Consider the following 21,455-nt stretch of genomic DNA (forward strand, 5'->3'; position numbering starts at 1 on the left):
CGTTGTGCGGCTACCCGCGGGAGGGACGTTACTTCTTTTCCCAGCCGATGGTGGTCCAGTCCGGAACCTGCGAGAGGCTCTTGAAGAGGGACGGGCCGTAGTTGGCCAGGCCGGTGCGGACGAAGGAGATCTGCGGGCCGTTGAAGACCACGCCCATGGAGTAGTACTTGGCCATGTGCTCCTTCTCCACATCCATGGCTGCCTTGTTGCGGGCGGCGTTGTCCTCGATCGAGGCGAGGTCGGCAATCTTCTTGTCCAGCTCGGCGTCGCCCAGCTTGTTCTCGTTGGTCTTGGAGTCGTAGTACTGCTTGACGGCATCGGTGGCGTCCGGACCAACCGTGTAGCCGGAGATGCTCAGGTCGAACTCACGGCTGCCCAGGACCTTGCCGAAGTCGGCGGAGGCGCGCTGGTCAATCCCGACATCCATGCCGCCGGCCTGGAGCTGCTTCTGGAGCGTCTGGGCCACTGCCAGGGTGGTGGGGTCGTCGCCAAAGTTGCTGATCTTGAAGGCGGCGGGCTTGCCGTCCTTCTCCATGATCCCGTTGGCGTTGGCCGTGTAGCCGGCGTCGGTGAGGACCTTCTTGGCGGCGTCCGCGCCGGTTTCCTTGACCGGGTAGTTGTCCTGGTAGTAGTCCGAGAACGGCAGGAGCATCATGGAACCGGAGCTGGGCTCCTCCCAGTTCAACCCGTTGAAGCGGACCTTGCGCAGGGCTTCACGGTCGACGGCGGCGAAGATGGCCTTGCGGACGTTGACGTCGGTGATGCGCTGGGCGTTCAGGTTCAGGCCGCCGGCAAACAGTCGCTGGCCGCGGCGGATGTCGGAGTCCTTGGTGCCGTCGAGCTGCTTGTAGAGGGAGATGGTGTTGGCCGACATCGCGTCAATCTCGCCGTTCTTGAACGCGGCGATCTGGGCGCTGGTTTCCAGCTGCCGGAAGGTTACGTTGGCAAGGACCGGCTTCTGGCCCCACCACTTGTCGTTCGGCACCAGGGTTACGGTCTTGGCGGCGGTATCGTACTGGTCGAGCTTGAAGGGACCTGCCATCCACTCGGGGTGCATGTTGCCGTTGAATCCCTCATTGAAGATCTCGGGGGTGTTGACGGCAGGGTGGATGAGTCCGAAGAACAGCGAATCCACCGGAAAGACCGGCCGGCTGGTCTTGACGATGACTTCCTTGTCGTTGCTGCCCGCCTCGACGGAGTCAACGAACTCGTAGGCACCCGAGCTGACGATGTCGTAGCCGGCATCCGGGCTCTTGAGGATGTTCCAGGTGTTCTTGAAGGCCTTGACGTCGATCGGCGTGCCGTCGTTGTAAGTGGCCTTGGGGTTCACCTTGATGGTGATGGTCTGCTTGCCGTCCTTGACCACGCTGTCCACCGACTCGCAGAAATCCGTGTTCGGCGTGACCTTGCCCTTGAAGTCCACCTTCCAGCAGCCGCCCATTCCGCCGCCGTTCATGGCGACCGGGTTCATGGGAACCTGCAGCGCTGAGTTGTCCGCACTGTTGCCGTTGTTGGAGAACCCGTTGAAGTCCGGCCCGATGTTGCCCAACGGAAGGGTAACCTTGCCGCCCTGCTGCAGGTCGGCGGCCGGCTTCTCGTTGATGCTGATCAGCTTGGCCAGGTCGCTTCCCGATGCCTGTGCCTTGGCCGTTTCGGGGCCGCTGGCACCGCCACCGCCGCAGGCCGTCAGCGCCAGGGCCGCAGCAACAGCTGCAGCTCCGCCGATCCTGTTCAGTTTCCTCATGGTTTTCCCTTCATTGGTGCGAGTGGTGGTGCGTGTGGGTCGAGAAGTCCTAGGGCGCATGGTGGTCCGCCGGTTCGTGGACCACCAGCATGTCCTCATCCAGTTCCCCGTCCGGAAAGAAGCAGGCGAACTGCTGGTCCGTGGCGGATGCCGCAGTTTCCAGGGGCGGTTCCAGGGTGAGGCACTTTTCCTGCTTGGCCGGCGGCAGCGCCGCGAAGACAGGACAACGGGTGGCGAAGTTGCAGCCTTTGGGTGCCTGCAGCGGCGAGGGCAGGTCACCCTGCAGGATGATGCGTTCGCGCGTGCGTTCCAGCTGGGGGTCCGGCACGGGGATGGCGGAGAGGAGCGCACGGGTATAGGGGTGGCGGGGGTTGTCGAACACCCGGTCCACGGCACCGATCTCCACGATTTTGCCCAAGTACATCACCGCCACCCGGTTGGAGATGTGGCGCACCACGGAGAGGTCGTGCGCCACCAGCAGGTAGCTCAGGCCCAATTCGGCGCGCAGGTGGTCCAGGAGGTTGATCACGCCGGCCTGGACCGATACGTCCAGGGCGGAGACGGGTTCGTCCAAAACCACCAGCTTGGGGTTCACGGCCAACGCCCGGGCGATCCCGATCCGCTGGCGCTGGCCGCCGGAGAACTGGTTGGGGAAGCGGTTGACGTGGTCCGGCTGCAGGCCCACGAGCTTCATCAGCTCCATGATCCGCTTCCTGGTGGCCGCCCGGTCCATGCCCGCGTTCTGCAGGGGTTCGGCAAGGACCTCGTACACCGTGAACCGGGGATCCAGGGCGCCAGTGGGATCCTGGAACACCATCTGGAGCTCGCGGCGCATCCTGGCTTGGGTCTTTGCGTCGGCAGCCTGCTTGTTGCTGAGCCCGCCGATCACCACCTCGCCGTCCTGGTCCGGATGGAACTCCATGATCTCCAGGAGCGTGGTGGTCTTTCCCGATCCGGACTCGCCCACGATGGAGAAGCATTCACCTTCGCGGATATCAAAGGTCACGCCGTCCACGGCCTTGACCGTGCCGATCCTGCGCTTGATCAAGGCGCCCCTGGTCAGCGGGAAATGCTTCCGCACGTCCTTGAGCCTCAGCACGGTGTCCCGCTGGGCACGGGGGATGGCGTCGAAGCGGGACACAGGCACCGGCGGGGCGGCGAACACGTCGTGGACATCCACAGTTCCGCCCAGCGATCCGGACTTGATGCAGGCGGCACGGTGCAGTGCGCCGCCGTCGACGGGTGCGAGGGCGGGCTCGCCGTCAAGGCAGGCCTCCGAGGCAAGGGGGCAGCGGGGTGCGAACGAGCATCCGGTGGGGGCGTGGAGCAGGTTGGGCGGCATTCCCTCGATGGGGACGAGCGAGGATTTCTCCGCCACGTCCACCCGGGGCACGGCGCCCAGCAGGCCCATGGTGTAGGGCATCCGCGGGTTGTAGTAGATGTCGTCCACGGCACCGGTTTCCACCGGCTTGCCCGCGTACATGACCATGATGTCGTCTGCCATCCCGGCCACCACGCCGAGGTCGTGCGTGATCATCACGACGGCGGCACCGGTCTCCTCCTGTGCCGCGTGGAGCACCTCGAGGACCTGGGCCTGGATGGTGACGTCCAGGGCCGTCGTCGGCTCGTCCGCGATCAGGACGCGCGGGTTGTTGGCGATGGCGATGGCGATCATGACGCGCTGGCGCATGCCGCCGGAGAACTCGTGCGGGAAGGCTTTCAGCCGTTCACGGGGGCTGGGGATCCCCACCATGGCGAGAAGCTCGACGGCGCGGGCTTCCTTGGCCTTCCTGCTCATGGAGGGGTGGTGGATGGCCAGCGCTTCGATGATTTGGGTGCCCACCGTGAAGACGGGAGTAAGGGAGGAGAGGGGGTCCTGGAACACCATGGCAAGGTCGTTCCCGCGGAATTGGCACATGGCCTTGTCGCTCAGCCCCAGCAGTTCCCTGCCGTTGAGCCGGACGGAGCCGGAGACCTGGGCCGCGGGCGGGAGGAGTCCCATGATGGCCAGCGAGGTGACCGATTTGCCGGAGCCTGATTCACCAACGATCCCCAGGGTCTTGCCGGGCATCAGGTCGAAGTCGACGCCCCTGACGGCGTGGACCACGCCGTTCTCTGAACTGAAGCGGACATTCAGGTCGCGGACGGACAGCACTGCGTCGGCAGGGGCGTGCAGTCCTGCCACGTGCAGGCGCTCCACGTCCGACCGGGCGGGTTCCATGGCTCCGGTGGTGGTTTCGCTGCTCATGCCGTCTTCTTTTCCGCGGGGATGGTCCGGGCTTTGGCCTTCCTGGCCTTGCCGGTGGAACTGGAGCTGGGGTCGAAGGCGTCCCGCAGGCCGTCGTTCATCATGGCCAGCGAGCCGGTCAGGAGGAACATGACGGTCAGCGGTACCCAGAACATCCAGGGGAAGGTCTGCACCTGGGAGGTGGCACCGCCGATCAGGACGCCGAGGCTCACGTCCGGGACCTTGATCCCGATGCCGATGAAGGAAAAGGCCACCTCGGCGAGGATGGCCGCCGTGACCCCGCGGGTGATGTCCAGGATCAGCAGCGAGCCGATGTTCGGAACCAGGTGGCGCCAGACGATCCGCCGCGGCGGCACGCCCATGTACTGGGCGGCCTTGACGAAGTCACGCTGCATGAGGGACATGGACATGGAACGGATCAGGCGGGCCGTCCCCATCCAGCTGAATACCAGCAGCACGATGATGAGCAGCAGCCATGAGGGAAGGTCCCGCTTGAGGCCCGCAGCGCCGCCGCTGGTGGCGACGGCCACCACCAGGAGTGCCGGCATCATGATCAGGGCCTCCAGGATGAACAGCATCACCTTGTCCACCTTGCCGCCGAAGTAGGCCATGCTGCAGCCGTAGACGGCGGCGATCAGGACCGACACGAGGCCTACCACCAGGCCAATCAGGATGGAGATCCTGGTGCCCTCGACGGTCATGGCGTAGAGATCGATTCCGGCCTGGGACGTACCGAGGAAGTGGTCGGCCGATGGCGGCATTCCGATGTTGAAGGGGTCGATGGTTTCCTTGTCCCACGGGGTGAAGAATCCCCCGATGAACGAGAAAACCGTCAGGGCCAGGAAGATGGCCAGGCCCGCCACTGCGGTCCTGTTCCGCAGGAAGCGGCGAAAGATAATGGTGTTTTTGCCGATGACGACGTCGGCGCTCTCCAGGTGCGCGTCCTGCGCCACGGCTGCCGGGTCAACGGCGTTCAGGTTGGTCATGGCTACTGCACCCGCACTCTCGGGTCGACAAGCGTGGTGGCGAAGTCCGCCAGGATGGCGCCCAGGGCGAAGATCACGGAGCCGTAGGCCAGGGTGGCCGTGGCGGCGTTGACGTCCTGCAGCGAGATGGCATCAATGCTCCAGGAGCCAACACCCGGCCAGGCAAAGATCTTTTCGGCAAAGAAGCCGCCGGCGAAGATGGCCGGGATGGTGAACGCGATGCTCTGGGCCACCGGAATGAAGGAGACGCGGAGGGCGTGCCGGGCGATTGCCTGGTTCCGGCTGAGCCCCTTGGCCCGGGCGGTGCGGACAAAGTCGGCGTTCACGTTGTCCAGCAGGTACTGCCGCTGCGCAATCTGGTAGGCGCCCCAGCCCACGAGTGTGATGGCCACCGTAGGCACCACGTAATGCGCGGCCAGGTCCATGGCCTGGGGCCAGCCGGCCGCTACGCCCGGTGTGGAGATGCCGGTGACGAAGAAGATCCGGTCCCCCACGGACTCATTGATGTTGATGGCTCCCAGCTGAACCAGGAAGTACGCGATGGGCGCGGGCACGATGTATGCGAGGTAGCTGTAGGACGTGATGACGCGGTCCTGGAACTTGTACTGCCGTGCGGCCGAATGGACGCCGAGCGCGACGCCGATAACCAGGGTAAGGATGATGGACGCCAGGAAGAGCCGGGTGGAGATCCAGACGCGGTCCCCAAACTCGGCGTTGATGTAGGCGCCGTTGGGGCTCCGGCCCCAGTCCCAGCGGGTGACGATCCCGGTGAGCCAGTCAACGTAGCGCTCCCACGGGCTGAGGTCCGGGTCCAGGCCTTTCAGCCGCATGGAGTTGGCCACCTGCTCCGGGGTGGGCCGGGGGATGCGTTCCTGCTCGAGCAGCGCCGGCTTGAGCGAGCTGACAGCCAAGAAGTATCCGGCGGATGTGGTGAGGAAGATCATCACCACATACGTGAGGCCGCGTTTGGCGAGGTACTTGAGCATGGGGCTATTTCTTTGGCCGCGCCGCCGGATGCTGGACGGAGGAACACTCCAATGTCCGATGTCGTGCCGTGCCGCTGGCCAAGTCAACCATCACTGCTGGATCCTTCCGTCGTCCCCGGACAAGCACGGGTTGTGCCGCCTCACCGGGTTCTGCACCAGCGGGTAGCTGGCCTCCCGCAGCCCCATGGGCAGGTCCTGGTGGACTATGTCGCGGGTCACATTCCAGAGGAAACTATCACAAGCATTCACCGGAAAAGCGCCGCAATCCCCCGAAATCAGGCGGGCCGTATCAGATCGTTATGAATAGTTCTGTGAAGTTGGTTTGACTGGACGCAAGGGCGTTCCACCGCGTAATCTACGCGCCGCCCGCCACGCGTGTGACAAGATCGCGCCAGGAAGTTGCCAGCCGTTCACTGGTGACCCCATGTTCGCGGACAAGGTGCAGGAGCCGCTCGGGGTCCAGGGTGGCATTAAGGGATCCGGCCATCAGCCACGGTTCGGGGGACTCGAAGCCGCCTTCGCGCAGGAGCATCTCCACGTGCCGGTTCCAGAGGGCGGCGGCCGGGACGTCAAACCTGCTGCGGGAGGCGTGTCCGGCAGCGAGGACCAGGTCGCCGTATTCCAGTACGTAAGCGATCCGCTCGGCGCCAAAGGCGATGAGCCGGTCCAGCGGCGCAGCCCCTGGGCCCAGGGGCGGCGGGCCGAACAGGACGCGGGCCTGGAAGGCGGCCTCCGAATCGTTCAGCAATGTCAGCATCAGTCCGGCGCGGCTGCCGAAGCGGCGGAAGACCGTGCCCTTGCCCACCCCGGCGTGCCCGGCGAGGCGGTCCATGGTGAGCGCCGCCGCTCCGCCCTGCGCAATCAGCTCCCGGGCAGCCAGCAGGAGACGTTCCCGGTTCCGGGCAGCGTCGCTGCGTTCCGCGGCCGTTACCGGGGTCATTCCCGGCCGCACTGGGATGGAACTCACACAGACAGTGTAGCCACCGGGAATATAAGCGGACTGCGGTCCGTTTAGTACGGTGAAGGCTCCATGAGCCTCTGTTCACCCGAACGCGGTCCCCGCCGCGACCCTAGCCAGGAGATTCCATGACCAAGAGCACAGTCCTTACCCTTGTCGGCAGCCTCCGCGCCGAGTCCACCAACCAGAAGCTGGCGGAAGCCATCCAGCTCAACGCGCCCGAGCAGGTGGACGTGGTGATCCACGAGAGCCTGGGCAACATCCCCTTTTACAACGAGGACCTGGACGTGGAAGGCCAGGTCCCGGCTGCCGCCGCGGCACTGCGCGCCGCCGCCGAAGAGGCCGACACCCTCCTGCTGGTCACCCCCGAACACAACGGCACCGTTCCCGCCGCCCTGAAAAACGCCATTGACTGGCTGTCCCGCCCCTTCGGTGCCGGCGCCCTGGCGGGCAAGCCGACCGCCGTCGTCGGTACAGCATTTGGCCAGTACGGCGGCGTGTGGGCCCAGGATGAGGCACGCAAGGCCGCCGGCATCGCCGGCGCGCAGATCCTCGACGACGTCAAGCTGGCCGTCCCGGGCTCCATGGTCCGCTTCGCCGAGGTCCACCCGAAGGACGACGCCGAAATCGTGGAGCAGATCAAGGGCATCTTCGACACCCTGGCCGCCGCAGCACCGGCAGCCTAACCTCCCGCGCCACTTGGCAGCTTAGGGAGCCCGGCAGCGCCCGGCATGCAGCTTTGCATGCCGGGCGCTGCCGGCAAAGGGCACTTCCCAGCCGTGACCAACTCTTGTCCCAACCGGTACCTTCCGGACATCTGCGCGGACCAGGGCCGCCGTAGCGTTAATCCACTGGACCTACCGGATGGGATTGCGTGCCGCATGGCAAAGAGACGGAGTTGGGGCGGCGGTGGCAGCGGCAGCCTGGCAGCGGCAGCAGGGTGCCTTGCGCTGCTGCTCAGCGCTTGCAGCGCCCCTCTCCCCCAACCGGAAGGGCCATCCGTGCCTGCCACCGGCGGAAATGCCGGAACCAGCGCAGCGCCGCTGGCCCTCCTTCCGGCGACGATGGAAAGCAGCCCTCCGGGGGCGGAGCAAGGAAGACCGGCCGGAAGGCCGCAAAGTACGCCCCAGGCAGCGGCACCCGCAGGTCCCGGGCCAGCGCCGCCGCCACGGCCCCGCCGGTAACGGCCTACTTCGTGATGGTGGACGACGGCGGGAGGCACGGTATCCGCTTTGGCTGCAATGACAGCCTGGTCGCCTCCGCCCCACTGGCCGGCGCCGGGGATGGCCGGCTGAAGGCTGCAATCGCTGCGCTCCTTGACGGCGGACAGCAGGCGGATGGACTGTACAACGCGCTGGGCGGCTCCAGGCTGAAGTTCCTGTCCGGCAGCTTTGACGGCACCACGGTCACGGTCTACCTGGCGGGCGCGCTGAAGCCCGGCGGAACCTGCGACCTTCCGCGCATTGACGCCCAGCTCACCCAGACCGCCCTTGAGGCAGTGGGTGCAGTCCGGGCTGATATCTACATCAACGGAAAGACCCTGGCGGACTCCCTGAAACTGAAGTAGCCGGCCGCCGGTAAATCAGTAATAAACATATGTTGCTTTTAGAGCAACAACTGGCTGTATCCTGACTCTGTGACCCACGAGACACTTGACACCGCGGCAGGCACGCTGCCGGCGGAAGCCATTGATGCAATCGAGCGGGCGGCAACGTCGGCACACCGGCACGAGGAACTGTTCTCCGAGCGCGCGGCGAACATCCGGCAGTCGGCGGTGAGGGATGTCTTCGACATCTCCATGCGGCCCGGCTTGGTGTCGCTGGCGGGGGAAGCCCGTACCTGCAGTCGCTCCCCCTGGACCGGCTCGCAGCCACGGCGGCGAAAATCATCGCGGAGGACGGCCTTACCGCCCTCCAGTACGGGGCCGGGCAGGGCACAGCGGAACTCCGGGCACAGATCTGCGATGTCATGGCTGCAGAAGGAATCCTGGATGCCCGTCCGCAGAACGTGGTGATCACCGCAGGTTCCCAGTCCGCCCAGGACGTTGCCACCAAGCTGTTCTGCAATCCGGGCGACGTGGTGCTGGTGGAGGACCCCACCTACGTGGGCGCACTGAACACGTTCGAGGCATACCAGGTCCAGGTGGAGACCGTGGAGATGGACCAGTACGGCCTGGTTCCGGAACTGCTGGAGGCGCGGATCGCCGCCCTGCAGCTGGCGGGCAGGAGCATCAAGTTCCTCTACACCATCCCCAACTTCAACAATCCATCCGGCATCACCCTGGCCCGGGAACGCCGGCAGCAGGTGGTCGATATATGCCGCAGGGCGAATATCCTTGTCCTCGAGGACAACCCTTATGGCCTGCTCCGCTTCGAGGGGGAGCCCTTGGCTCCCTTACGGGCCGCAAACCCAGACGATGTCATCTATTTGGGATCATTCTCCAAGATCTTCGCGCCCGGCCTGCGCATTGGCTGGGCCCTCGTGCCGGAGCACCTGCAGCGCCGCTACTACTTGGCCGCCGAAGCCGTGACGCTCTGCCCGCCCGCCCTGAACCAGATGCTTGTCTCGGCCTACCTGCGCGACTACGACTGGAAGGGACAGGTCGAGACCTACCGCCGGCTGTACGCCGAGCGCTGCCGCGCCATGCTGGCCGCCCTCAGGGAATACATGCCCGCGGGAACCACCTGGACCAACCCGCAGGGCGGCTTCTTCGTCTGGGTGACGCTGCCGGAGGGTGTTGATACCTACCCATTGCTGCACAAGGCGATCGATGCCGGCGTCGTGTTTATCCCCGGCGCCGCCTTCACGCCGTCGGACGAACCGTCCAACAAGCTCAGGCTCGCCTTCAGCGCCGTACCACCAGATGCCATCGCCGAGGGAGTGCGCCGGTTGGCGCCGGTGCTGCAGGAAGCCATCGCCGCGCTGTAGCGTAAGCCACACGAGTGCCGAAACCTAGCAAAGGAGCATGCATATGGCTGGAATCATCGTTGTAGGGGTTGACGGCAGCGAGACGGCGAAGAAGGCGGCGCAGTCAGCCAGGGACCTGGCTGCGGCCCTGGGCGCTTCCCTGCACGTCGTGTCCGCCTTCGACAGCGACCGGACCGAGGTGTTCGGCAGCGGCAGCGACCGCTGGATCGTCTCCGACGCGGACGCCGCGGAGCAGGTGGCCCGGACGGTGGCGGAAGCGCTGGGCCGCGACATCACGGTGACGTATTCGGCAGCGCGCGGGCGCCCGGCCGACGCCCTCATCAAGGAAGCCATCCGCATGGACGCCAGGATCATCGTGGTGGGCAACCGGCGCATGCACGGCATCGGGCGCGTCCTTGGCAGCGTGGCCAACAGCGTTGCCCACAACGCACCCTGCGACGTGTACATCGCCAACACCTACGACGCCGACTGAACCGTCAGGACCGGCCGCCGGCGTAATGCCGGACACTCCCCGTGGTGGTGCATGTCGCTGCGGGGGTGTCCGTTCTCACCGGCTGAAACCGGTTTCGCTGCGTTCTCCAACGATAAAATTGGAAAAGGCCCCAAAGGCGTGGACATTGACAAATCCACCCCCATCGAAGGGCTCCCCCTTGATCACCTTGCAGCGCCGGCAGCTCGTTGGCCACGACATCCTCCTGGCCCGCCACGGAAACCACATCTCCTCCATGCGCGTGGACCGGAGCAACGGCAGGGTAGTTGCGCTGCTTGACGACGGCAGCCTGGACAGCGCCCCCAACCTGATCGCGCCGGGACTCGAGCTTCCCCAGACCGTGCGGAGCGTCCTGCGCGAGGACTGGAAGCTGCTGGGCGCCTGGGCCGGGATGGCGGCCCTGATGGGCGGCCTGATGACCGCAGCCGCTGTGGTTCTGGGAACCACAGCTGATCCTGCCCTGCTTGAGGCCCTCACGGCCTACTCCGCGTACTAGGCGTTCAGCCCACCAGCCAGCCCTGGAGCAGCCACCAGATCCCGGCCATCACTACTCCGCCAAAGAGCGAACCTGCCACCACCTGCCCCGGGGTATGCGCCCGCAGGACAACGCGTGACCAGCCCACCGCCGGAACCAGGAGCAGCAGCGGGGCCCAGGCCGCGCCAAGCATCAGCACCAATACGACGGCGGCACAGGACACTGCAGCGGCATGGCCGCTCATTTTCCAGAACGGGCTGACGACTGCCAGCACGGCCACGCCGCCCACCACCGCCAGGACCATGGCGGTCACGCTCTGCGGGGCGTTCACGGTGTCCAGCACCAGCAGCCCCACGGCAATGCAGGCCAGCGCCATCAGCAGCACCGGGGCGCGCTGCCTGCGGTCGCTCACATGATGGTCCGTCACCTTCCCCAGCCTGACCAGCACCAGCAGCACCACAAGCGGAAGCACGCACACAAAGAGGGCCGCCAGCGCCCCGTAACCCATGGTCCCGGGGAATCCTGCCTCCGTCAGGGGGCTGATCAACAGCTGGATGCTCACCACCACCGGCGGCTGGAAGACCTCAGTCAGCCACCTGGCGGTGTGGTTCCTGGCCCGGATTGAGCCGCTGCTTACCGTCACGTCCTGGTCCGGGCCCTAGTCCAGCAGGAGCGCGGGCTCTTCCAGGATGGCTGCGACGTCGGCCATGAAGCGTGCGGACAGGTCACCATCCACCACGCGGTGGTCGAAGGATCCTCCCAAGGTGGTGATCCAGCGGGGAATCACCTCACCGTCCAGGACCCAGGGCTTTTGCTTGATGGTTCCGAAAGCAACGATGGCCACCTCGCCCGGGTTGATGATGGGCGTGCCGGTGTCGATGCCCAGGGCACCGATGTTGGTGATGGTGAGCGTGCCGCCCTGCATCTCGGCCGGCTGGGTCTTCCCGGCCCTGGCGGTGGTGGCCAGGTTGTTCAGCGCCAGCGCCAGCTCCTTCAGGGACAGGTCCTGGGCATTCTTGATGTTCGGGACCATCAGGCCGCGCGGGGTTGCGGCGGCAATCCCCAGGTTCATGAAGTGCTTGACATGGATTTCAGCGGTGTCGGAGTCTTCGTTGTCCACCCACGACGCGTTCACGCTGGGGTTCCGGGCCGCGGCCCAGATGACGGCCTTGGCCAGGATGAGCAGCGGCGAGACCTTGATGCCCTCGAAGTCCCGGGAGGCCTTGAGCCGCTTGACGAATTCCATGGTGCGGCTGGCATCCACGTCCACGAAGATGCTGACGTGCGGCGCTGCGAAGGCGGATTCCACCATCGCCTTTGCGGTGGCCTTGCGGACGCCCTTGACCGGAATCCGCTCCACGCGCTGGTCCTGCGGCTTTCCGGCCTTGCCCCAGAAGCCGTCCGCCTTGTCCAGCTCGGCATCGCGCTGAGACTGGTAGCTGACCAGGTCCTCGCGCGTTACTTCACCCCGTGAACCGGTGGCAACAACATCTGCCAGGTCGATGCCCAGGTCACGGGCAATTTTCCGGACGGGCGGCTTGGCCAGGACCCGGTTGACCAGGCCCGTGATGGTGCCGCCAAGGGTAGGACGGTTGTCGACGGCGGCGGGTTCGGTGGCGGACACTGCAGCCGGCGTGCCCGGCTGGACAGGTTCAACCTGCGGGGCATTGACCGTCACGGCAGCGGCCGGCGCCGTTTTCCGCGGGCGCCGCTTGACCGCGTCGGCCTTGGGGCCGGACCCCACCAGCGGGCCGGCGGCCGGGGCACTTCCGCCAGCGCCGCCGTCGGCCGTTGTGTCCACTGCCGCATCCTGCGGGAGCTTGCCGTAGAGCGGCTGCACTGGTGCTTCCGGTGCACGGACGTCAGCGGGTGTGGGATCGCCGGACACGTGGTCGCTGACGCTGATGATGGCCGTGCCGACGTCCACGGTCACCCCTTCCCCCACCAGCAGTTCGGTGACCGTCCCGGCGAACGGGGACGGCAGTTCCACGATGGACTTGGCGGTTTCGATCTCGCAGAGGACGTCATTGATGGCGACGGCGTCGCCCGGCTTGACCTTCCAGGAGACGATTTCCGCTTCGGTGAGGCCCTCGCCGACATCGGGCAGGTTGAACTTGTTCAGGGTCATGGTGTCCTCAGTAGGAGAGGGCGCGGTCCAGCGCCTCCAGGATGCGGTCGATGTCCGGAAGGTAGTCTTCCTCCACCTTGGCAACGGGATAGGGCATGTGGAATCCGCCAACGCGGATCACCGGGGCCTCGAGCGAATGGAAGGCACGTTCACTGATGCGGGCGGCGATTTCGCCGCCGATTCCACCGAAGGTGGGCGCCTCGTGCGCCACGATCAGCCGTCCGGTCTTCTGGACGGAGGCGGTGACGGTGTCGAAATCGATCGGCGAGATGGACCGGAGGTCGATGACCTCAACGCTCCTGCCGTCCTCCGCCGCGGCGTTGGCGGCCGCAAGCGCCACGGGAACCAGGGGGCCGTAGGCAACAATGGTGGCATCAGTACCCTCACGCAGCACGTGGGCCTTGAAGGGGTCCTCCGAGGGGCCCGGAGCGTCAACGTCGACGTCGCCCTTGAGCCAGTAGCGCCGCTTGGGTTCGAAGATGATCACCGGGTCCTGGCATTCCACGGCCTGCTGGATCATCCAGTAGGCGTCGTGCGGGTTGGAAGGGGTGATGATGCGCAGGCCTGCCGTGTGCGCGAACAGCGCCTCGGGGGACTCGGAGTGGTGCTCCACGGAGCCGATGCCGCCGCCGTACGGGATGCGGATGACGACGGGAACCGTGAGGTTGCCGTGGCTGCGGGCGTGCATCTTGGCCAGCTGGGTGGTGATCTGGTTGAAGCCGGGGAAGACGAAGCCGTCGAACTGGATCTCGCAGACGGGGCTGTAGCCGCGCAGGGCCAGGCCGATGGCGGTGCCGATGATGCCGGATTCGGCCAGCGGGGTGTCCACCACGCGGTCCGGGCCGAACTCGCCGATCAGCCCGTCGGTCACCCGGTACACACCACCCAGGGGACCAATGTCCTCGCCCATCAGCAGCGACTTGGGGTTTGCCGCCAGGGTGGCCCGGAGGCCCTCGTTGATGGCCTTGGCAATGGTCATGGTGGTCATCAGTGGCCTGCCTTTGCTTCCTGCGCGGCGGCTTCTTCCTCGCCGGCGAATCCTGCGCTGTACTCCTCGAACCATGCCAGTTCCTCGGCCACCAGCGGATGCGCCTGGGCATAGACGTTGGCGAAGGCCTGCCGGATGTCCGGGTTTTCAAGATCATGGGCGGTGCGCCGGACATACGCGGCCAGCTCGTCGCCGTCGGCCTTGACCTTGGCGAAGAAGTCGTCGTCCGCCAGGCCTTCGGCACGCAGGTACTTCTCGAGCCGTGTCAGCGGATCCTTGGCCCGCCAGGCGTCTTCTTCCGTCGATGGGCGGTACTTCGTGGGGTCGTCGGCGGTGGTGTGCGCGCCCACCCGGTAGGTGAAGGCCTCGATCAGGACGGGTCCGTTGCCCTGGCGGGCATGCTCCAGGGCCCATTCGGTGACTGCATGCACGGCGATCACGTCGTTGCCGTCCACCCGGATCCCCGGGAAACCATAGCCCTTGGCGCGGTTGGACAGCGGAACCCGGGTCTGGACGTTGGTGGGTACGGAGATGGCCCAGTGGTTGTTCTGGCAGAAGAACACCACCGGCGCCTTGTAGGAGGAGGCGAACACCATGGACTCGTGCACGTCACCTTCCGAGCTGGCGCCGTCACCGAAGTAGGCGATGACGGCGGCGTTCGGCTGCTCGTTGGCCGCATCCGTGGCGGCGGCGAGCTTCTGGTCGCGCTGGATCCCCATCGCGTAGCCCACGGCGTGGAGGGTCTGGGCAGCCAGGACCAGGGTGTACAGGTGGAAGTTGGTGTCCTTGGGGTTCCAGCCGCCGTTGGAGACTCCGCGGAACTGGCGCAGGAGTTCGGCCAGGTCCACGTTGCGGGTCAGCGCGACGCCGTGCTCCCGGTACGTGGGGAAAATGTAGTCCTGCGGCTGGCTGGCACGGCCCGAGCCAATCTGCGCTGCCTCCTGGCCGGTCAACGGTACCCACAGTGCCAGTTGGCCCTGGCGCTGGAGGGCGGTGGCTTCAATATCGAACCGGCGGATAGCGGCCATGTCCCCATACAGCCCACGCAGGTCCTCCGGGGTCAGTTTGTCCGCGTAGCCGCTGAAGACCGGATCGCTGCCGAGCTTCCCGTCGGGGCCGAGCAGCTGCACCATCTGGGCCGCGGGCTCGCCCATGACGGCTTCAGCATCGGCTTCCCGCTGATCGTCTACCGCTGTTCCGTCGAACTCGGTGGAAGGCAGATGAGTGCCCATACCGTCTCCTTGCTTGCCGCATCCGGATGCAATGCAAATGTCGCTGGGATATATGCCTCAAAAGGAATACATTCCCCTTGCGGCATATACATTGGCTTACTGATCCTAACTTTATCTTCGGTAAGTAGCGGGAGGGCTACTTGTTAAGTGCTAGGAAGTTGCCGGTGCCTTTGTATAGTCGGCACACAACTGGAGGAACCGGGTGTTGGCCTCGGGTTCCCCGATACTGACCCGGACGCCCTCCCCGGGGAAGGCCCGCACGGAGAGGGCACGCGTCCCCGCCAGCTCCGCAAAGGCTGAACTTTCAGGACCGAGTGCCAGCCATACGAAGTTGCCCTGGGCATCCGGGACGGCCCATCCGAGCTCCTTCAGGCCGGCGGTTACCCGCGCCCGCTCGTCCACGAGCTTTTGTACCCTTTCCACAATCTGGGCGTAATTCCCAAGGGAAACAATTGCTGCGTCCTCGGCAATTTGGGACACGGCGAACGGGGTGGCGGCAACGCGGAGGTACTGCGTCAGTTCCGGTTGGGAGACGCTGTAGCCCACCCGAAGGCCGGCCAGTCCGTGGGCTTTGGAGAAGGTCCGCAAAACCACCACGTTGGGGTATTTGCGGTAGAGGTCGATCCCCTCAACGGCGTCCTGGGCCCTGACGAACTCCTGGTAGGCCTCGTCGATGACCACCACCACGTCCGCCGGCACGGAACGGATAAAGGCTTCGGTTTCAGCAGCGCCGAGTGCCGGGCCCGTGGGATTGTTGGGCGTGCAGAGAAGGATGACTTTGGTGCGGGCCGTTACTGCAGCCGCCATCGCTTCCAGGTCATGCCGTCCGTCCGCGGTCACGGGGATGCGCACGCTTTCCGCACCTGCCAGGCCCACGCTGATGGGGTACGCCTCAAAGGAACGCCACGCATAGATGACCTCGTCCGCCTTGCCGTCCTCGTTCTGGCCCGCAAAGGCAGCCAGAATCTGGTTCAGTGCGCCCAAACTCCCGGCGCCGGTGACGATGTCCTCGGCGGGCACGCCAAGGAATTCCGCCAGCGCCGCGCGGAGCCTGCTGCTCAGCGGATCCGGGTACCGGTTGAAGTCCCGCTGCCGGGCGATCGCCTCGAGGACGGCCGGAATCGGGGGCAGCGGGTTCTCGTTGGACGACAGCTTGTAGCTGGCCAGCCCGCTGACGGCGGCCGGTGGCTTTCCTGCAGCGTAGCGGGGCAGCCGCTCCAGCACCGGGCGGGGTGCAATGCCGCCTGCCCTGGTCTCAGATGAGGTCATGGCTTCTAGCCTACTTCCAAGCCCCCACGGGAATCGGGGGACCATGCACCGAAATTCAGGGCACGCTGCCGGCCGCACATCAGCACCATGTGGAAGCATGGTGCCATGGGTTCATTCATCCTCCGGGTCATCGTCAATGCCGCAGCTCTTTGGGTGGCCAGCTGGATCCTGCCGGGCATGGACATCTCCAGCACGGCGGCATCGGATGCCGTGGCCCGCAGTGGTATTTCACAGGACACCGATGCCATCGGGATCGTCCTGGCCTACCTCTTCATCGGCCTCATCTTCGGGGTGGTGAACGCCTTCGTGCGGCCGCTGGTCAGACTCCTGGCGCTTCCCATCACCATCCTGACCCTGGGCCTGTTCGCGATCGTCATCAACGCGGCCATGCTGTACCTGACAGCCTGGATCAGCGGCTACACACCGGTGCACCTCACTATCGATTCCTTCTTCTGGACCGCCGTCCTGGCGGCGATCATCATCTCCCTGGTCTCACTGGTGGCAGGTTTGCTCCCGGGCGGCAGGCGCTGACCCCCGGTCCGGGATCCAGCCTCTAAGTAGGAAGGCGGGCGGAAACAGGTACCCGGCAGGTGCCGTTTCGCCACCCAGCTCCCAAAACAGCAGTACCCGCCACCCATGACCCCTGCCGGACGGGCCGCTTAGGCTGCGAACCGGGGCCTCCAGAGGCCCTGTTGCTGTCAGTTCCGGACCACGGGGGCCCACGCATGAAGCCCATGAGACTCCTGCTTGCCGCCTGCCTGCTTTTGGCGTGGCAGGCAGGCCCTGCACACGCAGATGCCGAAACAGGGCCGGCACCGCGGAGCATGACCGCGCTTGGCAACGACATCTCCTGGCCCCAGTGCGGCGCAGACCTCCCCGCACCCCCGTCATTCGCAATCGTGGGCGTCAACGGGGGACGGCCGGACACCGTCAACCCATGCCTGGCTGCCCAACTGGCGTGGGCGGACCAGACGTCGGATGCCGCCGGGGGAACTCCGGCGGCGGTGTACGTGAACACCGCCGCAACAGGACCGGTGGAGTCGGTGTGGTGGCCCGCGAGCAACAGCTACCGTGGCATGGACGTCAGCAACCCCTACGGAGTGTGTGACGGCACGGGGGCACCTGCCTGCGCCTACGTGCACGGGTACGCCATGGCCGCCAATGACGTTGCCATCCTGAAGGATTCGGGCGCCGGGGAGCTGCGGCGCATGTGGTGGCTGGATGTTGAAACCGGAAACAGCTGGCTGTGGGACAAGACCGCCAATGCTGCGGAGCTGGAGGGCATGACCGCGTTCCTGGAGGGCACTGGCTTGGACGTGGGGATCTATTCCACCGGTTATCAATTCGGTGAAATTGTGGGGGAAGTGGGCCCCGGCAGCAACCTCTACCGGCTGAGGAACTGGCTGGCGGGTGCGGAATCCACGGACTCTGCCCGCGAATACTGCTCGGCTTCCCCCTGGCGCCGGGCGGGACCGTCACGCTGACCCAGTTCACCGAAGGCGACCTGGACTACAACTACCGGTGCACAGCCGCCGTGCCGGCGCCGGCCCCGAAGCCCGCCCCGCAGCCGGACCCGCAGGGAAAGACGCGCACCAAGAGGTTCGCGGAAATGCACGCCGCCCAGATCTCCTGAGGCCCTGCCCTGCTTTGGCTGGATGCAGGTTTTACCTGGCACCCGGCTGCGGCCGCCCCGAAAAGGGGTCCCTGCGTTCCCTGGGAAGAGGAGGCGGTGGCGGCTTGGACAGGGAAAACCTGGTGGCAGTGGCAGCACCGCCGGCACCCAGGACCCCGCCCAGCACCGCCGTGGACTGGGCCAGGGACGGGTCCTTGCTGGCGCCCACCAGGCGGGCTGCCTCCTCATAGCCGGTGAGGCGGTGGCCCGGCCCCAAGCCGGCGTCTTCTCCCCGCGCACGTAGAGGTCGTTGTTCACGGTCACCGTGACCTGGTTCCTGGCATCCCGGTTGTCCAGGCCATCGCTGCCGGGCACCCAGTCCGTGCGGTGTTCCAGGTGAAGAGTGCTGACATCGGGGGAGGCGTTATGCGCGAAATGGGCGATCCCGCAGTCAGGACGTATTTCATGTCGTACTCCTTGAGGAACTCCTTGTCCGCCGCCAGGTTCATGGCATGGATTCCGCCCTGGCTGTACCCCACCGCAACGACGTCCGCCCCGGCTCGGCGCCGGCCTCCCGGAGTGCCTGCAGGACTGCGGCATTCACCTGCCGGGAATTGCTGCCCAGGCCGTCGACGATTCCGGCAAGATCGAACGGGTTAGTGCCTTCGTCTTCGTCATGGACCTGGGTTCCCGGAACCACCACCACGTAGGCCTTTCCGCCTCCGTTGTCCACCTCGATGACTTCGATATAGCCACTGCCGCGCTCCTCCACCAGCCTGACCCGTTCAAGCAGCCCGGCGGGGGTGGCGTGGAGGTCGATGGGCACGCGCTCTTCCTGCCTGGCCGTCACCGGGCCCGGACGCAGCGCGGGGTTGACGCCTTCGACCAGAGACTTGATCAAGGGAAGGGTGGTGACGGCATTGGCCACCAGCATCTCCATGGCATCCCCATTGAGGAATCCCGTCCGCCAGAAGTCCACATGCTTCCGGAGTTCAACGTCCGGATTCGACAGGCCCAGCATCCACTGCGTGTGGGCAATGGATTCGGCCATCTGGTAATCCCACCTGCAGCTCCGTACCTGGCCGCTGATCCGCTGGAGCTCCAGCCGGACCCTGAGGACCGCCTCCCTTGACTCCCCCACCGCAATAAGCGCTGCAGTCCCCGTGGTTCGCGGCTGGTTCTGGTACTCACCAAGCTCCCGCCAGACCGTGAAAAGCTCCGCCTCGATGGCGGCGAGACGGCCGGCGAGTCCATCGAGCTTCGCGGCCCCCGCATCCAGTTCCTCCAGCTGGACGGTGATTCCACCCACGCCACCGGAAATGGTCAGGATGCCGTCCGGGGGCGGTGGTGAAACGTGGATGGGACCTCCTGAACCGGAGGGCGTCACATCGGCCATCAGAACCGGCTGCCCGGCGAGCACTCGGCCGTCAATGCCGCGCTGGCGTGCGCGGCCACCGCGGCAGACGCCTCCCGCACCCGGTCAAGCGCCCTGCGGACCGCCACCGCCTGCAGGCTGACCGAATCGCGGTATGCCTGCCCGGCAGGTGATTCCCAGTTCGCCAACTGGATGTCGTGGAATCCTGCGAGCACCTCTTCCGCCATGTGACAGCACTGCGCCACCCTTCGCCCCAGTTCCTGGACTTCAAGGCTGACGCCCAGCCCGTTGCCCCATATCCCGTCCGTCAGATCGTTCCCCATGCCAGCTTCCCGTCACGGCCTTCCCGGCCAGATGTTTCGCCATCTCCCTGCTGTGTCCAACGCTAGGCAGGCAGCCCCCGCGGGGTAAGCACCGCCGTCGGCTATGTGGACAAGTAACGTGGCTGCCCGGCTTAAGGCGGTGCCGGACTTCATGAAAGAATCAGCACATGCCTGAAACTGCCGCCACAGCTGATACCCGTACGCCCTCAGGACGCCTGGCCCTCGCCGCGTCATCGGAAAAAATCGCGCTCGGACCCCTGGACGGCCGTTACCAGTCCGCCGTCGCCCCCTCGTGGACTACCTGTCCGAGGCCGCCCTGAACCGCGACCGGGTGGCTGTGGAAGTTGAATGGCTCATCCACCTGACCAGCAACAACGTCCTGCCGGGGGCCGGTCCCCTCAGCAAGGAGCAGCAGGACCAGCTCCGCGCCGTCGTCACCGAATTCGACGCCGCCTCGGTAGCCGAACTCGCAGAGATCGAGGCCGTCACCGTCCATGACGTGAAGGCCGTGGAGTACTACATCGGCCGCCGGCTGCCCGCTGTCGGCATCGAAAACCTGACCGCCATGGTCCACTTTGGCTGCACTTCCGAGGACATCAACAACCTTTCCTACGCGCTGGGCATCAAGGGCGCCGTGGAGGATGTGTGGCTGCCCGCCGCCCGCGCCCTGGTGGAACAGATCAGCAGGATGGCGGAAGACAACCGCGCCGTCCCCATGCTGTCCCGGACCCACGGCCAGCCGGCCACGCCCACCACCCTGGGCAAGGAGCTGGCTGTCATCGCGCACCGCCTGACCCGCCAGCTGGACCGGATCGAAAAGACGCAGTACCTGGGCAAGATCAACGGTGCCACGGGCACCTACGCCGCGCACGTGGCCTCCGTCCCGGGCGCTGACTGGCAGCAGGTGTCCCAGACCTTCGTGGAGGGGCTGGGCCTGACCTGGAACCCGCTGACCACGCAGATCGAGAGCCACGACTGGCAGGCCGAGCTCTACGCCGACGTGGCGCGCTTCAACCGCATCCTGCACAACGTCTGCACGGATATCTGGAGCTACATCTCCATCGGCTACTTCGCCCAGATTCCGGTGGCCGGCGCGACGGGTTCGTCCACCATGCCGCACAAGGTGAACCCCATCCGCTTCGAGAACGCCGAGGCCAACCTGGAGATCTCCAACGGCCTGCTGGACACCCTGGGCGCGACGCTGGTCACCTCCCGCTGGCAGCGCGACCTGACCGACTCCTCCAGCCAGCGCAACATCGGCGTGGCATTCGGCCATTCCCTTCTCGCCATCTCCAACGTGGCCAAGGGCCTGGAGCGCCTGGACGTTGCCGGGGACGTGCTGGCGGCGGACCTGGACACCAACTGGGAAGTGCTGGGTGAAGCCATCCAGATGGTCATGCGCGCGGAGGCGATTGCCGGCGTCGAAGGCATGGAGAACCCGTACGAGCGCCTCAAGGACCTCACCCGCGGCCAGCGCGTCGACGCAGCGCGCATGCGCGAGTTCGTTCAGGGACTGGGCCTTTCCCCGGATGCCGAGGCACGCCTCCTTGCCCTTACCCCGGGCAAGTACACGGGCATCGCTGACCAGCTGGTGGACCATCTGAAGTAGGCTCCGCACCAGCGCAGCAGATTACGACGGCGGCGCCGGGCTCCCCAGGGCCCGGCGCCTTTCTGCGACCCCGGCGATGTGACGCCCGTTCCGGCCGTACGCCG

The 21,455-nt window shown here is 66.0% G+C and carries 20 protein-coding genes and 2 pseudogenes; 8 read left to right on the forward strand and 14 right to left on the reverse strand.

Translation table 11 applies throughout. The annotated features are described in order from the left end of the window. Positions 1–28: 28 nt before the first annotated feature. From OUO20_RS16665 to OUO20_RS16690, 6 genes are all read right to left on the reverse strand, one after another. Complete coding sequence (locus OUO20_RS16665) at positions 29–1,744, reverse strand: ABC transporter family substrate-binding protein (RefSeq protein WP_268002200.1); 1,716 nt, start codon at positions 1,742–1,744, stop codon at positions 29–31. A 49-nt stretch (positions 1,745–1,793) separates the two neighbouring features. Next, positions 1,794–3,992, reverse strand: coding sequence for an ABC transporter ATP-binding protein (locus OUO20_RS16670; protein WP_268002201.1), 2,199 nt, complete (start codon positions 3,990–3,992; stop codon positions 1,794–1,796). Continuing rightward, positions 3,989–4,978: an ABC transporter permease gene (locus OUO20_RS16675; RefSeq protein WP_018769746.1), complete on the reverse strand. Its 990-nt coding sequence runs from the start codon at positions 4,976–4,978 to the stop codon at positions 3,989–3,991. The genes OUO20_RS16670 and OUO20_RS16675 overlap by 4 nt, the downstream gene beginning before the upstream one ends. 2 nt (positions 4,979–4,980) lie before the next feature. Further along, positions 4,981–5,964: an ABC transporter permease gene (locus tag OUO20_RS16680; protein ID WP_268002202.1), complete on the reverse strand. Its 984-nt coding sequence runs from the start codon at positions 5,962–5,964 to the stop codon at positions 4,981–4,983. Positions 5,965–6,054: 90 nt separating this feature from the next. Next, a complete protein-coding gene (locus OUO20_RS16685) occupies positions 6,055–6,183 on the reverse strand; it encodes a hypothetical protein (protein ID WP_018769748.1) in 129 nt (42 codons plus the stop codon). 136 nt (positions 6,184–6,319) lie between these two features. Next, the gene (locus OUO20_RS16690) at positions 6,320–6,931 is read right to left on the reverse strand and encodes a TetR/AcrR family transcriptional regulator (protein WP_442781094.1); all 612 of its coding nucleotides are present in this window, start codon (positions 6,929–6,931) and stop codon (positions 6,320–6,322) included. Positions 6,932–7,050: 119 nt separating this feature from the next. Here OUO20_RS16690 and OUO20_RS16695 point away from each other — a divergent pair, with 119 nt between their 5' ends. The 5 genes and pseudogenes from OUO20_RS16695 to OUO20_RS16715 all read left to right on the forward strand — a co-directional run bounded on the left by OUO20_RS16695 (position 7,051) and on the right by OUO20_RS16715 (position 10,836). Continuing rightward, positions 7,051–7,608: an NAD(P)H-dependent oxidoreductase gene (locus OUO20_RS16695; protein ID WP_018769750.1), complete on the forward strand. Its 558-nt coding sequence runs from the start codon at positions 7,051–7,053 to the stop codon at positions 7,606–7,608. A gap of 278 nt (positions 7,609–7,886) precedes the next feature. Continuing rightward, positions 7,887–8,489, forward strand: coding sequence for a GerMN domain-containing protein (locus OUO20_RS16700; RefSeq protein WP_268002203.1), 603 nt, complete (start codon positions 7,887–7,889; stop codon positions 8,487–8,489). Positions 8,490–8,558: 69 nt separating this feature from the next. Beyond that, positions 8,559–9,850, forward strand: a pseudogene (locus OUO20_RS16705) (aminotransferase-like domain-containing protein). Positions 9,851–9,893: 43 nt separating this feature from the next. Next, positions 9,894–10,322 carry a universal stress protein gene (locus OUO20_RS16710; RefSeq protein WP_268002204.1) on the forward strand — a complete coding sequence of 143 codons (429 nt, stop codon included), beginning with the start codon at positions 9,894–9,896 and terminating at the stop codon, positions 10,320–10,322. Between the two features lie 178 nt (positions 10,323–10,500). Beyond that, the gene (locus OUO20_RS16715; protein WP_018769754.1) at positions 10,501–10,836 is read left to right on the forward strand and encodes a hypothetical protein; all 336 of its coding nucleotides are present in this window, start codon (positions 10,501–10,503) and stop codon (positions 10,834–10,836) included. A 4-nt stretch (positions 10,837–10,840) separates the two neighbouring features. Here OUO20_RS16715 and OUO20_RS16720 read toward each other — a convergent pair whose 3' ends face one another. From OUO20_RS16720 to OUO20_RS16740, 5 genes are all read right to left on the reverse strand, one after another. Next, a complete protein-coding gene (locus OUO20_RS16720) occupies positions 10,841–11,458 on the reverse strand; it encodes a phosphatase PAP2 family protein (RefSeq protein ID WP_026265843.1) in 618 nt (205 codons plus the stop codon). A 15-nt stretch (positions 11,459–11,473) separates the two neighbouring features. Then, the gene (locus OUO20_RS16725) at positions 11,474–12,943 is read right to left on the reverse strand and encodes a dihydrolipoamide acetyltransferase family protein (RefSeq protein ID WP_056392469.1); all 1,470 of its coding nucleotides are present in this window, start codon (positions 12,941–12,943) and stop codon (positions 11,474–11,476) included. A 7-nt stretch (positions 12,944–12,950) separates the two neighbouring features. After that, positions 12,951–13,931 (reverse strand): alpha-ketoacid dehydrogenase subunit beta, encoded by a 981-nt coding sequence (locus tag OUO20_RS16730; protein WP_018769758.1) that lies wholly within the window; start codon positions 13,929–13,931, stop codon positions 12,951–12,953. Beyond that, positions 13,931–15,163, reverse strand: coding sequence for a pyruvate dehydrogenase (acetyl-transferring) E1 component subunit alpha (gene pdhA / locus OUO20_RS16735; RefSeq protein ID WP_018769759.1), 1,233 nt, complete (start codon positions 15,161–15,163; stop codon positions 13,931–13,933). Before pdhA ends, OUO20_RS16730 begins: the two co-directional genes overlap by 1 nt. A gap of 150 nt (positions 15,164–15,313) precedes the next feature. After that, positions 15,314–16,432 (reverse strand): histidinol-phosphate transaminase, encoded by a 1,119-nt coding sequence (locus OUO20_RS16740; RefSeq protein WP_268002205.1) that lies wholly within the window; start codon positions 16,430–16,432, stop codon positions 15,314–15,316. 105 nt (positions 16,433–16,537) lie between these two features. Between OUO20_RS16740 and OUO20_RS16745 the strand changes: the two genes are divergently transcribed. Continuing rightward, positions 16,538–16,963: a phage holin family protein gene (locus tag OUO20_RS16745; RefSeq protein ID WP_018769761.1), complete on the forward strand. Its 426-nt coding sequence runs from the start codon at positions 16,538–16,540 to the stop codon at positions 16,961–16,963. A gap of 203 nt (positions 16,964–17,166) precedes the next feature. Then, positions 17,167–17,916 carry a hypothetical protein gene (locus OUO20_RS16750; RefSeq protein WP_268002206.1) on the forward strand — a complete coding sequence of 250 codons (750 nt, stop codon included), beginning with the start codon at positions 17,167–17,169 and terminating at the stop codon, positions 17,914–17,916. A 180-nt stretch (positions 17,917–18,096) separates the two neighbouring features. Here the strand turns inward: OUO20_RS16750 and OUO20_RS16755 are convergent, their stop codons facing one another. From OUO20_RS16755 to OUO20_RS16765, 3 genes are all read right to left on the reverse strand, one after another. Beyond that, positions 18,097–18,321: a hypothetical protein gene (locus OUO20_RS16755; protein WP_268002207.1), complete on the reverse strand. Its 225-nt coding sequence runs from the start codon at positions 18,319–18,321 to the stop codon at positions 18,097–18,099. 228 nt (positions 18,322–18,549) lie between these two features. Further along, positions 18,550–19,440 (reverse strand): hypothetical protein, encoded by an 891-nt coding sequence (locus OUO20_RS16760; RefSeq protein ID WP_268002208.1) that lies wholly within the window; start codon positions 19,438–19,440, stop codon positions 18,550–18,552. Further along, positions 19,440–19,742 (reverse strand): hypothetical protein, encoded by a 303-nt coding sequence (locus OUO20_RS16765; RefSeq protein WP_268002209.1) that lies wholly within the window; start codon positions 19,740–19,742, stop codon positions 19,440–19,442. Before OUO20_RS16765 ends, OUO20_RS16760 begins: the two co-directional genes overlap by 1 nt. Positions 19,743–19,909: 167 nt before the next feature. Here OUO20_RS16765 and purB point away from each other — a divergent pair. Next, positions 19,910–21,351, forward strand: a pseudogene (purB, locus tag OUO20_RS16770) (adenylosuccinate lyase). The last annotated feature ends 104 nt before the right edge of the window (positions 21,352–21,455 follow it).

This window comes from Arthrobacter sp. FX8 (assembly GCF_026723805.1).
In the GTDB taxonomy this organism is placed as follows: Bacteria; Actinomycetota; Actinomycetes; order Actinomycetales; family Micrococcaceae; genus Arthrobacter.

Excerpts from the sequence above, each read along its gene's own strand:
- OUO20_RS16665 (WP_268002200.1), bottom strand. The coding sequence starts at position 1,744 with ATGAGGAAACTGAACAGGATCGGCGGAGCTGCAGCTGTTGCTGCGGCC.
- OUO20_RS16670 (WP_268002201.1), bottom strand. The coding sequence starts at position 3,992 with ATGAGCAGCGAAACCACCACCGGAGCCATGGAACCCGCCCGGTCGGAC.
- OUO20_RS16675 (WP_018769746.1), bottom strand. The coding sequence starts at position 4,978 with ATGACCAACCTGAACGCCGTTGACCCGGCAGCCGTGGCGCAGGACGCG.
- OUO20_RS16680 (WP_268002202.1), bottom strand. The coding sequence starts at position 5,964 with ATGCTCAAGTACCTCGCCAAACGCGGCCTCACGTATGTGGTGATGATC.
- OUO20_RS16695 (WP_018769750.1), top strand. The coding sequence starts at position 7,051 with ATGACCAAGAGCACAGTCCTTACCCTTGTCGGCAGCCTCCGCGCCGAG.
- OUO20_RS16710 (WP_268002204.1), top strand. The coding sequence starts at position 9,894 with ATGGCTGGAATCATCGTTGTAGGGGTTGACGGCAGCGAGACGGCGAAG.
- OUO20_RS16725 (WP_056392469.1), bottom strand. The coding sequence starts at position 12,943 with ATGACCCTGAACAAGTTCAACCTGCCCGATGTCGGCGAGGGCCTCACC.
- OUO20_RS16730 (WP_018769758.1), bottom strand. The coding sequence starts at position 13,931 with ATGACCACCATGACCATTGCCAAGGCCATCAACGAGGGCCTCCGGGCC.
- pdhA (WP_018769759.1), bottom strand. The coding sequence starts at position 15,163 with ATGGGCACTCATCTGCCTTCCACCGAGTTCGACGGAACAGCGGTAGAC.
- OUO20_RS16740 (WP_268002205.1), bottom strand. The coding sequence starts at position 16,432 with ATGACCTCATCTGAGACCAGGGCAGGCGGCATTGCACCCCGCCCGGTG.
- OUO20_RS16745 (WP_018769761.1), top strand. The coding sequence starts at position 16,538 with ATGGGTTCATTCATCCTCCGGGTCATCGTCAATGCCGCAGCTCTTTGG.
- OUO20_RS16750 (WP_268002206.1), top strand. The coding sequence starts at position 17,167 with ATGAGACTCCTGCTTGCCGCCTGCCTGCTTTTGGCGTGGCAGGCAGGC.
- OUO20_RS16760 (WP_268002208.1), bottom strand. The coding sequence starts at position 19,440 with ATGGCCGATGTGACGCCCTCCGGTTCAGGAGGTCCCATCCACGTTTCA.
- OUO20_RS16765 (WP_268002209.1), bottom strand. The coding sequence starts at position 19,742 with ATGGGGAACGATCTGACGGACGGGATATGGGGCAACGGGCTGGGCGTC.